This window comes from Actinoplanes sp. NPDC000266 (genome assembly GCF_042899005.1).
Classification (GTDB): domain Bacteria; phylum Actinomycetota; class Actinomycetes; order Mycobacteriales; family Micromonosporaceae; genus Actinoplanes.
In genome coordinates this window covers 176925-191120 of the sequence record NZ_JBIAZI010000015.1, presented here as the reverse complement: position 1 = coordinate 191120, position 14196 = coordinate 176925, and the positions used below count along the sequence as shown (strand labels likewise).

The following is a 14196-nucleotide window of genomic DNA, read 5'->3' as shown; positions in this document are numbered from 1 at the left end:
CTCTCGCGGATGCGAAAGGGTGGACGGCATGAGCTTCTCAGCCGAACCAACCTGTGAATGCCTGGTCGCCGCCGGCGACGGGCCGGGGAACAGCCGGGCGCAGCACCGCGGCGGGCCGCTGACGCCCGACCGGCGTGCCCGCGACCGCGACCTCGGGCAGGGCGCCGTGCGCGCGCAGGAATCCGTCGACCGCGGCCGGCCATCCGAAGTGCTCGGCGCGGGCCCGGGCCGCGGCTCGCCGCTCGGCTTCCGGGCGCTCCAGCAGGGTGCGTACGCCGTTGGCGAAGGCCTCGGCCGTGCCCGCCACCGCGACGCCGCCGTCACCGACCACCTCGGGCAGCGCGCTCGACTCGTTCACGACCACCGGCGTGCCGCAGGCGAGCGCCTCGAGCGCGGCCAGCCCGAAGGTCTCGACCGGCCCCGGCGCCATCACCACGTCGGCGCTGGCCAGCAGGGCGGCCATCGTCGAGCGGTCGCTGATGTGACCGGCGAAGCGCACCGGCAGGCGGGCCGCGCGATAGGCCAGGGCGGCACGCCGTACGCCGTCTCCGGCCACCGCGAGCACAGCCGGCACCTTGTCGTTGCGCAGCACCGCGAGCGCGTCCACGGCCAGCTCGGGCTTCTTCACGCCGGAAAGGCGGCTGCAGAAGGCCACCAGCGTCTCGTCGGGCCGGGCGTAGCGGGAGCGGACGGCCTCGTCGGCGCGGCCGGGGTGGAAGGCGTCGAGGTCGACGCCGAGCGGCACCTCGATCAGGTTGGGCGCGCCGATGCGGCGGAACTCGGCCGCCGCGAAGGAGGTCGTGCAGACGATCTGGTCGAAGAATTCCGAGGTGCGCAGGTTGTATTTGTCGGCCAGCTGCTCGCGTTTGGGCATGCCCCACTCGCCGAGCAGCCCGGCCAGGCTCTCGTGCGACACCATGATCGAGCCGACGCCGCGCTGCCGGGCCCAGCTGCCGGTCCAGCGCAGCGTGGTGCGGTCGGAGACCTCGATGCGGTCGGGCTCGAGGTCGTCGAGGAGCTTGGCCAGCTCGCGGCGGCCGGTCATCACGCGATAGCCGCCGGTGCGCGGCAGCGGGGCGCTGGGCAGCGTGATGACGCGGCCCTGGCTGGTCATCTTGTCGGAACGCTCGCGACCGGGCACCACCAGCACGGCCTCATGACCGGCGCGCTGATAGCCCTCACCGAGGTTCCGAAGTGCGGTCCGCAGGCCACCCGTATGGGGCGTCACGAAGTTGGCCAGGCGAACGATGCGCATGCAACAACTCCAAGATCACGATCCGCTGGTGCTTCAATCCCCCGGCTCAGAGATCGTAACGGGCACCCGGGCGCACGACCTCAACCGGTCCCGCAAATGCGGCCACGGCGGCATCCACAATAGATGCCTCCGAGACCCATGCGGGCACCAGATGCGTGAGCAACAGTCGCCCGACGTCCGCCTTGGTCGCCGCCTCGCCCGCCTCGCGGCCGGTGAGGTGCAGGCCGGGAGGGTTCTCGACCCCGTCGGCGTAACTCGCCTCACACAGAAAAAGATCTGCGCCGGCGGCGAGTCGCAGCAGCGGTTCACAGGGCGCCGTGTCCGAAGAGTAGGCGAGCACGCGCCCTCCGTGCTCGATCCGCACCCCGTACGTCTCCACCGGATGGTTGACCCGGTCGACCGTGACCGAGAACGGGCCGATGGGGAACGTCCCCGGCTGGAGACCGTAGAACGTGTACACGTCGTCGATCGCCTCGTTCTCCTGGCTGTACGCCGAGGAGATCCGCTCGGCCGCGCCCATCGGCGCGTAGACCGGCACCGGCGGCAGCGCGCCGGCCGGGTCGTAGCGGCGAACCACGATGTACGTACAGGCGTCCAGGACGTGATCGCAGTGCAGATGCGTCAGGACGATGGCGTCGATCTTGTTCATGTCCGAGTAGCGCTGAAGAGCGGACAACGAGCCCGAGCCGAAATCGACCAGAAGCCGGAAGCCGTCAGCCTCGACGAGATAGGCGGAACAAGCCGACTCGGGGCCGGGAAAACTGCCGGCACAGCCGAGAACGGTCAGTCGCATGCGGGTCCCTCTGGCTCACACTGGGTCTTACACGCCCCGCCCGACCGGTCCGTGCTGGAGTCGTCAGACCAGTCAATCACGGAGCGAAGCGTACGCCGGGACCTGCGCGCCATGTAAACGTCTGATCGATTTGTCGCTAAATCGACAACGTACATCACACCGCCCGTGACCTCGGCCATTAACGCAATTCCCGTTACGTCCGGTGAGTCGTTTGCGTTGCACGAAGTGACGACTTTGCGGACGGAACAGGCGGAGGCAACACGTGACCACGGCCGAGAGAAGCCGCCCCACGCAGACCGAGGCGGCGGAGATCATGCCGTTCGGTGGCTGGGAGATTACACCGGCTCCGACCGGATTCGGGGATAACGAAACGCTCTTTCGCTTCCCGGCGCCGGACGATCCCGCGCCGGGAACGGCGCGATTGCTGATTCTGTCCCTCTACGCCGCCGTGCTCGGACTCGCGGGCATGGGAGTCGGTGTCCGGGCATTCGTCACGGTGCTGGGCGGCGCCGATTTCTGGTACGTGCCCGTGCTGACCCTTTTCGGACTTCTCAGCGTCGGACTGGCGGTGGGCTCGTTCCTCTCGATCCACCGCCCGGTCCTACCGTGGCTGCTACTTCTGGGCGCCACCGGCCCCTTGGCCGTCGACGTCCTGATCGCAGCCCTCTATTAAGCCCAGAGCTGCCCTTCGAGGGCGTCCTCGGCATCGTTGAGCGTGCCGCCGTAGGCGCCCGTCGAAAGGTATTTCCAGCCGCCGTCGGCGATCACGAACGCGACGTCGGCCCGCTTGCCGGCCTTGACCGCCTCGTGGGCCACGGCCAGGGCCGCGTGCAGGATGGCGCCGCTGGAGAAGCCGGCGAAGATCCCCTCGACCTCGACGAGCTGGCGGGTGCGCAGCACGGCATCGCGGGTGCCGACCGAGAAGCGGCGGTCGAGCACCGAGGCGTCGTACAGCTCCGGCACATAGCCCTCGTCGATGTTGCGCAGGCCGTACACCAGCTCGCCGTACCGCGGCTCGGCGGCGACGATCTGGATGCCCTCGACCTTCTCCCGGAGGAAGCGGCCGGTGCCCATCAGCGTGCCCGTGGTGCCCAGGCCGGCCACGAAGTGGGTGATCGTGGGCAGGTCGTGCAGCAGCTCGGGACCGGTGGTCTCGTAGTGCGCACGGGCGTTGGCCTGGTTGCCGTACTGGAACAGCATCTTCCAGTCCGGGTGCTCGGCCGCGATCTGCTTGGCCGTGGCCACGGCCTGGTTCGAGCCGCCGGCGGCCGGCGAGAAGATGATCTCCGCGCCGTACATGCGGAGCAGCTGGACGCGCTCGGCCGACACGTTCTCGGGCATCACGCAGACCAGGCGGTAGCCGCGCAGCTTGGCCACCATGGCCAGCGAGATGCCGGTGTTGCCGCTGGTCGGCTCGAGGATGGTGTCACCCGGGCGCAGATGGCCCGACTCCTCGGCCTCGCGCACCATGAAGAACGCCGGGCGGTCCTTGATGCTGCCGGTCGGGTTGTGGTCCTCGAGCTTGGCCCAAAGCCGCACCGGCGGCGCCCCTTCGGGCACCGCCGGCGAGATGCGGGGCAGGCCGACGAGCGGCGTGCCCCCCAGAGCGTCGAGGAGGCTCTCGAAGCGAGCCATGACGACTAACGTCCCAGGAGAGCGGCGGCCGCCGCGAAGCCCAGGGCGCCGCCGGCCACGGCCGGCAGGATGGTGATCGAGTCACCGTCGTTGAGCTTCGCGTCGAGCGCGCCGAGGAAGCGGACGTCCTCGTCGTTGACGTAGATGTTGACGAACCGGTGCAGGCCACCCTCGGGGGTGATCAGCCGGCCCTTGAAGCCGTTGTGCTTGGCGTCCAGGTCGTCGATCAGCTCGGTGAGGGTCGAGCCGGCGCCCTCGACGGTCTTGGCGCCGCCGGTGTAGCTGCGCAGGATGGTCGGGACGCGAACTTCGATAGCCATGGCGGTGAATGCTCCAAATGGAAGAACGAACTGAGGGCAGGGTCTTCTGGACGTACGAATGTCGTCAGCGACACTCGTAGAAGACCGACACCGGGCTCTGCCCGAACATGTACGACTGCACAGCGCTCGCCATCACGCGTCTACCGTCGCATCCACGATGTTGATCTCTTCCTCGGTCACCACGCCGTCCACTATGCGGAACGACCGGATCTCTTCGGAATCCGGCTCGCGGGTGGAGACCAGAAGATAATGCGCACCGGGCTCGCCGGCGAAGGAGATGTCGGTCCGCGACGGATAGGCCTCGGTGGCCGTGTGGGAGTGGTAGATGACCACCGGCTCCTCGTCGTTGTCGTCCATCTCGCGCCAGACGCGCAGCTGCTCCATGGAGTCGAACTCGTAGAACGTCATCGAGCGGGCCGCGTTGTCCATCGGGATGAGCCGCGCCGGCCGGTCGCCGCCGATCGGGCCGGCGACCACGCCACAGGCCTCGTCGGGGTGGTCCCGGCGGGCATGGGCGACGATCGCGTCGACGATCGCGCTGTCGATGGTCAGCACGTTGTTCACATTACCGTGAGATTTCCCCACCCCGAGCGTGGCGGGGCTCACTCTATCTCGGGCAGCGCGTTGAGCAGCGACTCCTGGAGGTAGCCCAGATAGGCGTACACGCTGAGCTGGAAGACGCGGCTCGAGCCGGGATCGCGCACGACGGCGGTCTCGAGCTCCTCGCTCAGATCGGTGTCGGCCTTGATGTCGAGCCGGGTGCCCATGGCCAGGCGCGCGTCGTTGATGGCGCGCAGCCAGGCCTCGGCGGCCTCGCCGTCGAGGCGTACCTCCCCCTCGTCCCCGTCCGGCAGAGCCGCGAGAATCGCGCCGGCCTGGTCGATCTTGCCGGTTTTCAGTTCGCCCTCGGTGTAGAGGCGGAACTCGGCCGAATCGTCCGGGCGGTCCGGATAGATGTCGGGGAACAGGCGCGAGACCACGGGGTCGCCGTGGTCCATGCCGTCGGTCAGCAGACCGACCACCTCACCGGCGACCTTGCGCAACACGCGCACCTCGTCGACCGCGAAGGTGGCCACACACTGGCTGCCGTTGCGTCGGAACATCTGCCCTCTCCCGCGGTGTTCAGGACCGGTCGACCGTGGCCCAGAGGCCGTAACCGTGCAGCTGGTTGGCGTCCATCTCCATGCGCTCGCGCGCACCGATGCTGACCACCGCCTTACCCTTCGTGTGCACGTCCAGCATCAGGGCCTCGGCCTTCTCCTTGCTGTAACCGAAGAGCTTTTGAAAAACCCAGGTCACGTACGACATGAGGTTGACCGGATCGTCCCAGACGATGGTCACCCACGGCCGGTCGTCTTCCGGTGCTTCTTGGATCTCCGGCGTCTCGACGGGAGCAACCTGAGGCAACGCCATGCCCCCCATGTTGCCACCGGATTTGCCGCATCGGTGAACCGGAACGCCGAACCGCAGGTCAGCGGGCAGTTCGTAAGGGGCCGCCGGGCGCAATAGGGTGGGGTCGTGAACTCCTTCGCCCCCGCGCTGCTCACCGATCAGTACGAGCTGACCATGGTCAGCGCCGCGCTCAAGGACGGCACCGCCGACCGGCAGTGCGTCTTCGAGGTCTTCGCGCGGCGGCTGCCGGGCGGGCGGAGGTACGGCGTGGTCGCCGGCACCGGCCGTCTGGTCGAGCTGATCCGCGACTTCCGCTTCACCGAGGCCGAGGTCGGCTTCCTGCGCGAGGCGGGCATCGTCGACGAGACGACCGCCGCCTGGCTGCGCGGCTACCGCTTCAGCGGCGACATCGACGGCTATGCCGAGGGCGAGCTCTTCTTCCCGGGATCGCCGATCATGACCGTCTCGGGCACCTTCGCCGAGTGCGTGGTCCTCGAGACGCTCATCCTCTCGGTGCTCAACCACGACTCGGCCATCGCCTCGGCGGCCGCCCGCATGGTCACGGCGGCCCGGGGCCGCCCGATCATCGAGATGGGTTCGAGGCGTACGCACGAGGACAGCGCCGTCGCGGCGGCGCGCGCGGCCTATCTCGCGGGTTTCGCCTCGACGTCCAACCTCGCGGCCGGCGCCCGGTACGGCATCCCGACCACCGGCACCTCGGCTCACGCGTTCACCCTGCTGCACGACGACGAGCCGGCGGCTTTCGCGTCACAGGTTGCCGCCCTCGGCAAGAACACGACGCTGCTGGTCGACACGTACGACATCGCCCAGGGCATCCGGAACGCGATCGCGGTGGCCGGCCCCGACCTGCGGGCGGTCCGGATCGACTCGGGCGACCTGTCGGTGCTCGCGCAGCACTCCCGCGAGCTTCTCGACTCGCTGGGCGCCACCGAGACCAAGATCGTCGTTTCGGGCGACATGGACGAATACGCGATCGCCGCGCTCGCGGCCGAGCCGGTCGACATGTACGGCGCCGGCACGGCGGTGGTCACCGGCTCCGGCGCGCCGACCGCGGGCCTGGTCTACAAGCTGGTCGAGGTCGAGGGCCGCCCGGTCGTGAAGCGCTCGGAGAACAAGGCGACCGTCGGCGGCCGCAAGACCGCGGTGCGGCGGCACAAGCCCACCGGCACGGCCACCGAGGAGATCATCGTGTCCCAGGGCGTGCCCGATCACGAGCCGAACGACCGGCTCCTGCAGCACCCGATCGTGGCCGCGGGCCAAATCATCGAGCCGCCGGCGTTGCGGGAATCCCGTGAACATCTACGGCAGTGCCTGATCTCGATACCGTGGGAGGGTCTGAAGCTGTCGGCCGGCGACCCGGCCATTCCGGTCACCATCGTGGGGGTCCCGTGACACGCGCGCTGATCATCGTCGACGTTCAGAACGACTTCTGCGAGGGCGGCTCACTGGCCGTCGGCGGCGGCGCCGCCGTGGCCAAGGGCATCTCGCTGGTGCTGCGCAAGGCGGGCGCCCGGTGGGACCACGTGGTCGCCACGAAGGACTGGCACATCGACCCCGGCAGCCACTTCAGCGACCACCCCGACTATCAGGCCACGTGGCCGGCACACTGCGTGGTCGGCTCGGACGGCGCCGAGTTTCACCCGGAGCTGAGCACCGACCGCATCGAGGCGGTCTTCCACAAGGGTGAGCACAAGGCGGCGTACTCCGGCTTCGAGGGCCACACCGAGAGCGGCGAGACCCTGGCCGACTGGCTGCGCTCACGGAGCGTCACCGAGGTCGAGCTGGTCGGCATCGCCACGGACCATTGCGTACGGGCGACCGCGCTCGACGCCAAGGCCGAGGGGTTCGCGACGACCGTGCTGCTCGAGCTCACCGCCGGCGTGGCCGAGGGCACGACCGCGGCGGCGCTGGAGGAGATGCGTACGGCGGCGATTGAGACGACGGGCACACCGGTCGTCTCCAGCTGATCTCCGCTGGTTTTCTGTCGTACCCCCGGGGCAGGATGTGTCCCGGAGGTCAGGATCCACATGCTGCTCACGCCTTACCGCGAGACGCTCGCGCTGCCCGGCATCAAATCGTTGCTGGCGGTCGCGACGCTCGCGCGCATTCCCATCGCCGCCGGGGCGGTCACCCTCACCCTGCACGTGGTCGACGACCTCGACCGGGGCTACGGGGCGGCCGGTCTGATCGGCGCCGCCTTCACCATCGGCGGCTCGGTCGGCGCTCCGGTGATGGGCCGCCTCATCGACCGGCGGGGCCTGCGGCTGGTGCTGGTGCTGACCACGATCGCCGAGGTGCTGTTCTGGTCGCTGGCCCAAGCCGTGCCGTTCCCGGTGCTGCTGGTCATCGCGCTGGTCGGCGGCTTCCTGGCGCTGCCCGCGTTCTCGGTGGCCCGCCAGGCGATCGCGGCGATGACGCCGGAGTCGCAACGGCTGCCGGCTTTCGCCCTCGACTCCATCACCACCGAGCTCAGCTTCATGACCGGCCCCGCCCTGGGCGTGCTGATCGCCACGAGCGCCGGCCCGCGCTGGGCCATGCTGGCCATCGGCGCCGGCATCCTGGTCTCCGGCGTCGGCCTCTGGCTGCTCAACCCGCCGGTCCGGGCCGCGCACGAGGCGTCCATCGAGTCCGGCGCCCGGGTCCCGCGCCGCAGCTGGCTCACCCCGCGCTTCGTCGCCATCCTGGCCATCACGTCCGCCGCCACGATCGTCCTGGCCGGCACCGACGTGGCGGTCGTGGCGGTGCTGCGCGAGAACGGCGAGCTCGGCTGGACCGGCCTGGTGATGACCCTGTGGGCGTTCTTCTCCCTGCTGGGCGGCTTCGCCTACGGCACCATCCGCCGCGGCCTGCCACCGATCGTCCTGCTGGCGCCCATGGCGATCGCCACCGCCGTGGTCAGCCTGGGCTCGTCCCACTGGTGGCTGATCGCCCTGCTCCTGCTCCCGGCCGGCGCCCTGTGCGCCCCGCTGATCACGTCAAGCGCCGACGCCGTCAGCCGCATGACTCCCGCCGCCGCCCGGGGCGAGGCCATGGGCCTGCACAACTCGGCCCTGACGGTGGGCGTGGCCCTGGGCGGCCCACTGGCCGGCCTGGCCGCCGACACGCTGTCCCCACCGTGGGGCTTCGTGGCGGTGGGCGGTCTGGGCGTGCTGATCGCCCTGCTGGTCCTGCCGGCCGAGCTCCGCCATCGCCGCACCATCGCCCCCGTCCCAGACGACGTGCCCGACCCCCAGCCCACCAACACGGCCGATGCCCCGGTGTCCGCCGACACCGCCGACGACCTTCGAACACCGGCCGCCCACCCCTGACCTTCACCGGCCGCCACCTCCCACCCCGCCGCGGGCCGGTGGGGCTGGAGGGACCAAATTTCGCCACAGTGACTCGTGAAAGGTTTTCTTGTACGGTCGCTCTTGTACAGACGTACAAGTCGGGAGAGTCGTCGTGCCGTACGTGTTCCTGCTGCTCGCCATCTCATCCGAGGTCGCCGCCACCAGCCTGCTCAAGACGACCGACGGCTTCACCAAGCTGTGGCCCACCCTGGCCTGTCTGTCCGGCTACGCCGTCTCGTTCCTGATGCTCGCCCTGACCGTGCGCGATCTGCCGGTGGGCGTCGTCTACGCGGTCTGGTCGGCCATCGGCACCGCCGCCATCGTCGCCATCGGCGCGGCGTTCCTCGGTGAGCCCCTGACATTGCCCAAAGTAATCGGCGTGAGCCTGATCATCGCCGGCGTCATCATCGTCAACCTGAGCGGTGCCCATTGACCGACTCCCCCACCACCGCCGGTCCGGGCCGGAAGGCTCAACGGGCCCGGGACCCGGAAGCTCGTCGGCGAGCTCTGGCGGCGGCCGTTGTCGAGGTCATCGCCGAAGCCGGAATCGGGCGGACCACCCATCGGGCGGTGGCGGCCCGGGCCGGGCTTCCGCTGGGCGCCACCACCTACTACTTCCCGACGCTCGACGACCTGATCGCGGCCGGGCTGCACAAAGCGGCCGCCGACCTTCGGGAGGACCTCGAACTGTGGGGGTCCCGGCTGCGCGCGGCCGTTGACCTGCCGACGGCGCTCGCCGAGCTGATCGCCGACTATCTGGCCGACCGCAAGCGGGCCCAGATCGAGTGCGAGCTCTACGTGGCCGCCGGACGCGACGTCGCCCTGCGGCCGCTCGCGCTGGCCTGGCTGACCGGGCTTCAGGAACTCCTCGAACCCCATCTGGGCGCGGCCGTCGCCCGTGACCTGATCGCCCTGGTCGACGGCGTCATGCTGCAAGCGCTGATCACCGGCCAGGACGTCGACGCCGGGTCCCTGAGCGCCACGATCCGCCGCTTGGCGGGCACCTGAGATCAGTAGGCCGGCACGACGAGGAAGTCGGTGACGAAGCTGGTGATCTCACCACCGGCGGCGTAGCCGATGTACGTCGGATAGACGCCGTCGCCCCAGCCCGTGCTGACGGAGATGACGTTGGCGCCGGTGGGCTTGTCCGTGACGCCGCCGAGGGCGCTCGGCGGCGGCGGAAGCTCGTCGGCGATGAAGACGCCCTCGTAGTCGTCGTACGTCCAGTCGCGCAACGCCCGCACCGCGACCTCGTCGGCCAGGGCGCCCGCGCTCGCCTCGACCTTGTAGCCGAAGAAGCCGTCGCCGGGCAGCTCCGCCGGATCCTGCTCGGGGATCAGCGCCATCTCCCAGCGCGCCGCCGGCCGCTCGCTGATCACCAGTTGCAGCGCCGCCGTGCGGGTCTGCGGAAGACCCCGGCCCGGCCTGAGCAGCGCGATCCACGCACGCAGCGCATAGGTGCCAGGCGCGACGGTCACGGTGAACGGCTCGGCCGTGTCGGCGCCGAGAAGAGGGTCGCACCCGACGACACGACCGGTGGGCAGGACCACGGCGTCCAGGGTCCGGGCTTCCATGACGTACGCCGGACCGCCGCCCCCGTCCACCAGGAGCGCCGAAAGATCGGGTAGGTAGCTCATGGACCCTTCTCCCACACCGGCACCGACGGCAGGCCGGCCGCGGCCCGGGCCCGGTCGGTGAGTTCCTGGACAAGGGCGGTCTTGGCCGCGGCATAGTCACGGGGATGGACGCCGGACGCGGCCAGTTCCCATTTGAGCCGCCCGTAGCGCTCGGCCTCGCCCGGGTGCCGCCGAAGATGGTCGCGGAGGAGCCGCTGGTTGCGGGTGGGCCACGACGCGAGCGTGACCACGTGGACGATGTGGGTGCGCGCGGCGCCGGCGAAGCGCACATAGAGCAGCCGATCGGTCATCCCGTTGGAGTGCGGCCGATAGCCGAGCTCGGCCAGCGCGGGGTCCCGCGAGGCGACCAGCTCCAGGCGGGGAGCGGCCGCCATGAGATCGATGGTCGGTTTGGCGGCCAGCCCGGGCACGGCGGTCGACCCGATGTGCTCGATCTCGGTGACGACTCCCGTCAGCACAGGCCGCAGCTCGGCCATCGCGGCCGCCGCCAGCTCCGGCCACCGCGGGTCGTAGTCAACGATCACCCCGCCATAGTCCCCCACCCGGTCGGGAACACACACAACCCGAACACCGGCCGATCTCCGTGCGACCTGCCGCTACCGGGGGGCGTGGGCAGCAGGGCGCGGATCTCGGCTGCGGTCAGTTGGGGCGGGCGTAGCGCGGGACGTACTCCTGGCCGGTCAACGACTGGATTGCTGCCATCACGGTGTCGGTTACGCGGCGGATGTCGGCCGGGGTGTCGGCCAGCACCGGGATCGCCGGGCCGAAGGCGACGCTGACCGGGTGGCGGCGTGGGAGACGGCGGCCCGGGGGTCGCAGGTGGCCGGTGCCGCGGATGCCGACCGGGATGATCGGTACGCCCGCCTGCTGGGCCAGCCGGACCGCGCCTGTGCGGCCCCGGTAGAGGCGGCCGTCCGGTGAGCGGGTTCCCTCGGGGAAGATCGCCACAAGACCGCCTTCCTTCAGTACGGGGATGGCGCCGTCGAACGCGGTGAGGACCGCCCGCCCGCCGGCGCGCTCGACCGGGATCGCGCCCAGGCCGCTGACGACGCGCCGGGTCAGGCCGCCGCGCAGGCCCGTGCCGCGGAAGTATTCGGCCTTGGCCCAGAAGGCGATGTGCCGGGGCGTCAGCACCCCGAGGAACACCTGGTCGCCGATCGACAGATGGTTGGGCGCCAGGATCGCGCCGCCGGTCTCGGGCAGATGTTCGAGCCCATTGACCGCGGGGCGCCAGGTCGCCCGCAGGTAGCCGCCGAGCGCTCGATGAGCCAGCGCGTAGAGGGGTGGGGTCATGCGTCGCCTCCGGGGGAAGGCCCGAGGTGGGCGGTGAGAGCGGCCTCCAGCAGCCCGCTGGGATCGGTCGCTCCGGTGGCCAAGGTCAGACTCCCCCAGTTCCACAGCTCGGCCATGCCGTGGAGGTTGGCCCACAGCGCGGCCGCGACAACCGACGGCTGCGCGGAGCTGGGAAGAGCTTGGGCGACCAGGTCGGTGAGCAGGTGGAACAGCGGGAGGCTGGTGTCGCGCAGGCCCAGGTGGCCGCTCTTCAGGATGTCGTGGCGGAACATCAGCTCGTAGCGGTGACGCCTCTCGACGGCGAAGTCCAGGTAGATCCGGGCCAGCACGCCCAACCGGGCCCGCGGGCCGGCCGGGGTGTCGGTCAGGGCGGTCTCCGCCCGCGCGGCCAGGTCGGTGAAGCCCTCGCGGGCGATGGCCGACAGCAGCTCGAGGTGGGTGGGGAAGTAGCGGCGGGGCGCCCCGTGAGAGACGCCGGCCCGGCGGGCGATCTCGCGCAGGGACAGGGCGGCCAGGCCCTCACTGTCCAGCAGCTCGCCGCCTACCTGCACGAGCCGGGCCCTCAGATCCATAGACAGTGTCTACCAGGCCGACGTAGACAGTGTCTACAGGCGTACGAGAAAAAGCCCGCCCTCCGGATGCGGAGGGCGGGCTTCTCAGCGCCTCTTGTCAGTGCTTCTTGTTGTCGGTGTCCTCGTTGTAGGTGGCTCCCCCGTCTGACTCCTTGGTCAGCGGGCGGGCTCCACCCTCGGGCGGTCCGGCGATCGACTGCTCGCCGGCCGCCAGCTCCGGGAACTTCAGGTCGAAGGCCGGGCGCTCCGAGCGGATGCGCGGCATGCGGTCGAAGTTGCGCAGCGGCGGCGGGGACGAGGTCGCCCACTCCAGGCTGTTGCCGTGACCCCACGGGTCGTCCACCGTGACCAGCTGGCCGACCTTGTAGGACTTCCAGCAGTTGTAGATGAACGGCAGCGTGGACAGACCCAGCACGAACGACCCGATGGTCGAGAACGTGTTCAGGAAGGTGAACCCGTCGCTCGGCAGGTAGTCGGCGTAGCGCCGCGGCATGCCCTCGGTGCCCAGCCAGTGCTGCACCAGGAAGGTGCCGTGGAAGCCCAGGAACGTCAGCCAGAAGTGGACCTTGCCGAGACGGTCGTCCAGCATCCGCCCGAACATCTTCGGGAACCAGAAGTAGATGCCGGAGAACACCGCGAACACGATCGTTCCGAACAGCACGTAGTGGAAGTGCGCGATCACGAAGTACGAGTCGGAGACGTGGAAGTCGATCGGCGGCGAGGCCAGCAGGACGCCGGAGAGACCACCGAACAGGAACGTCACCAGGAAGCCGATCGCGAACAGCATCGGCGTCTCGAAACTGATCTGGCCGCGCCACATCGTGCCGATCCACACGAAGAACTTCATGCCCGTGGGCACCGCGATCAGGAAGCTCAGGAAGCTGAAGAACGGCAGCAGGACCTGGCCGGTGACGAACATGTGGTGCGCCCACACCGACATCGACAGCGCCGCGATGAGCAGCGTCGCCGCCACGAGGCCCTTGTAGCCGAAGACCGGCTTGCGGCTGAAGACCGGGATGACCTCGGTGATGATGCCGAAGAACGGCAGCGCCACGATGTACACCTCGGGGTGGCCGAAGAACCAGAACAGGTGCTGCCAAAGCATGGGCCCGCCGGTCTGCACGTCGAAGACGTGTGCACCGAGGACACGGTCGGCGGCCAGCGCGAACAGCGCGGCGGCCAGGAACGGGAAGACCATGATCACCAGAAGGCTGGTGACGAGGATGTTCCACGTCATGATCGGCATGCGGAACATGGTCATGCCGGGCGCGCGCAGCGTCAGGATCGTGGTGATCAGGTTGACACCACCGAGGATGGTGCCCAGGCCGGACAGGGCCAGGCCGACCACCCACATGTTGCCGCCGATGCCCGGCGAGTGCAGCGAGTCGCTCAGCGGCGTGTACGCGAACCAGCCGAAGTCGGCCGCGCCGCCGGGAGTGATGAACCCGCTGATCGTGATGGTGCCGCCGAACAGGTAGAGCCAGTAGGCGAACGCGTTCAGGCGCGGGAAGGCCACATCGGGCGCACCGATCTGGATCGGCACCACGAAGTTCGCGAAGGCGAACACGATCGGCGTCGCGAAGAACAGCAGCATGATCGTGCCGTGCATGGTGAACAGCTGGTTGTACTGCTCCGGGGACAGCAACTGCATGCCCGGGCGAGCCAGCTCGGTACGCATCAGCAGCGCCATCAGGCCGCCGAGCATGTAGAACACGAAGGCCGTGATCATGTACATGATCCCGATCTGCTTCGCATCCGTCGTGCGCAGGATCCGGGCAAATGCCGAACCCTTGACCTGCCGCCGGACCGGGTATGGCCGGGTCACGATCGGCTTAGGCGCAACGGTCGTCACGAATAGCCTCCGTCGTCTCGTACGTCCCACTCGGTGCGCCCATGGTCAAAGGCGTACCTCGCAGGCAGAATAGTCCCCCACCGACCTCCGGCGGGCG

General features: G+C 69.6%; 17 protein-coding genes and 1 pseudogene. 6 read left to right on the top strand and 12 right to left on the bottom strand.

Translation table 11 applies throughout. From position 1 onward, the window contains the following. Positions 1-37: 37 nt before the first annotated feature. On the bottom strand, positions 38-1255 hold the full coding sequence (locus ACFY36_RS44805) for a glycosyltransferase (RefSeq protein WP_499752034.1): 1218 nt from the start codon (positions 1253-1255) through the stop codon (positions 38-40). Between the two features lie 46 nt (positions 1256-1301). Then, positions 1302-2048 (bottom strand): MBL fold metallo-hydrolase, encoded by a 747-nt coding sequence (locus ACFY36_RS44800; protein ID WP_499752033.1) that lies wholly within the window; start codon positions 2046-2048, stop codon positions 1302-1304. A gap of 262 nt (positions 2049-2310) precedes the next feature. On the opposite strand from ACFY36_RS44800, the gene ACFY36_RS44795 reads away from it, so the two are divergent. Continuing rightward, a complete protein-coding gene (locus ACFY36_RS44795; RefSeq protein ID WP_499752032.1) occupies positions 2311-2721 on the top strand; it encodes a hypothetical protein in 411 nt (136 codons plus the stop codon). Here the strand turns inward: ACFY36_RS44795 and ACFY36_RS44790 are convergent. The 5 genes and pseudogenes from ACFY36_RS44790 to clpS form a co-directional block, all read right to left on the bottom strand. Beyond that, positions 2718-3683 carry a PLP-dependent cysteine synthase family protein gene (locus ACFY36_RS44790; protein WP_499752031.1) on the bottom strand — a complete coding sequence of 322 codons (966 nt, stop codon included), beginning with the start codon at positions 3681-3683 and terminating at the stop codon, positions 2718-2720. The two genes, ACFY36_RS44795 and ACFY36_RS44790, sit on opposite strands and share 4 nt — an antisense overlap. A 5-nt stretch (positions 3684-3688) precedes the next feature. Next, positions 3689-4003, bottom strand: a complete 315-nt coding sequence (locus tag ACFY36_RS44785; RefSeq protein WP_499752030.1) for a MoaD family protein — start codon at positions 4001-4003, stop codon at positions 3689-3691. Between the two features lie 64 nt (positions 4004-4067). After that, a pseudogene (locus ACFY36_RS44780) lies at positions 4068-4558 on the bottom strand (M67 family metallopeptidase). A gap of 47 nt (positions 4559-4605) precedes the next feature. Further along, entirely contained in the window at positions 4606-5106 is a 501-nt protein-coding gene (locus ACFY36_RS44775) for a DUF2017 domain-containing protein (protein WP_499752029.1), read from the bottom strand. A 19-nt stretch (positions 5107-5125) separates the two neighbouring features. Further along, positions 5126-5416, bottom strand: coding sequence for an ATP-dependent Clp protease adapter ClpS (gene clpS, locus ACFY36_RS44770; protein ID WP_097319498.1), 291 nt, complete (start codon positions 5414-5416; stop codon positions 5126-5128). A gap of 105 nt (positions 5417-5521) precedes the next feature. Between clpS and ACFY36_RS44765 the strand changes: the two genes are divergently transcribed. From ACFY36_RS44765 to ACFY36_RS44745, 5 genes are all read left to right on the top strand, one after another. Then, complete coding sequence (locus tag ACFY36_RS44765; protein WP_499752028.1) at positions 5522-6808, top strand: nicotinate phosphoribosyltransferase; 1287 nt, start codon at positions 5522-5524, stop codon at positions 6806-6808. Continuing rightward, positions 6805-7383: a nicotinamidase gene (locus ACFY36_RS44760; RefSeq protein ID WP_499752027.1), complete on the top strand. Its 579-nt coding sequence runs from the start codon at positions 6805-6807 to the stop codon at positions 7381-7383. The genes ACFY36_RS44765 and ACFY36_RS44760 overlap by 4 nt, the downstream gene beginning before the upstream one ends. Before the next feature lie 60 nt (positions 7384-7443). Next, entirely contained in the window at positions 7444-8724 is a 1281-nt protein-coding gene (locus ACFY36_RS44755) for an MFS transporter (RefSeq protein WP_499752026.1), read from the top strand. 133 nt (positions 8725-8857) lie between these two features. Further along, positions 8858-9178 (top strand): DMT family transporter, encoded by a 321-nt coding sequence (locus tag ACFY36_RS44750; protein ID WP_499752025.1) that lies wholly within the window; start codon positions 8858-8860, stop codon positions 9176-9178. Next, positions 9175-9753, top strand: a complete 579-nt coding sequence (locus tag ACFY36_RS44745; RefSeq protein WP_499752024.1) for a TetR/AcrR family transcriptional regulator — start codon at positions 9175-9177, stop codon at positions 9751-9753. The genes ACFY36_RS44750 and ACFY36_RS44745 overlap by 4 nt, the downstream gene beginning before the upstream one ends. A gap of 2 nt (positions 9754-9755) precedes the next feature. Here the strand turns inward: ACFY36_RS44745 and ACFY36_RS44740 are convergent, their stop codons facing one another. The 5 genes from ACFY36_RS44740 to ctaD form a co-directional block, all read right to left on the bottom strand. Continuing rightward, entirely contained in the window at positions 9756-10382 is a 627-nt protein-coding gene (locus tag ACFY36_RS44740) for a DUF4241 domain-containing protein (RefSeq protein WP_499752023.1), read from the bottom strand. Then, positions 10379-10906: a GrpB family protein gene (locus ACFY36_RS44735; protein ID WP_499752022.1), complete on the bottom strand. Its 528-nt coding sequence runs from the start codon at positions 10904-10906 to the stop codon at positions 10379-10381. The genes ACFY36_RS44740 and ACFY36_RS44735 overlap by 4 nt, the downstream gene beginning before the upstream one ends. Before the next feature lie 115 nt (positions 10907-11021). Next, the gene (locus ACFY36_RS44730; RefSeq protein ID WP_499752021.1) at positions 11022-11675 is read right to left on the bottom strand and encodes a lysophospholipid acyltransferase family protein; all 654 of its coding nucleotides are present in this window, start codon (positions 11673-11675) and stop codon (positions 11022-11024) included. Further along, positions 11672-12247, bottom strand: coding sequence for a TetR/AcrR family transcriptional regulator (locus ACFY36_RS44725; protein WP_499752020.1), 576 nt, complete (start codon positions 12245-12247; stop codon positions 11672-11674). Before ACFY36_RS44725 ends, ACFY36_RS44730 begins: the two co-directional genes overlap by 4 nt. A 97-nt stretch (positions 12248-12344) precedes the next feature. Next, a complete protein-coding gene (gene ctaD / locus ACFY36_RS44720) occupies positions 12345-14099 on the bottom strand; it encodes an aa3-type cytochrome oxidase subunit I (RefSeq protein ID WP_499752019.1) in 1755 nt (584 codons plus the stop codon). Positions 14100-14196: the final 97 nt, after the last annotated feature.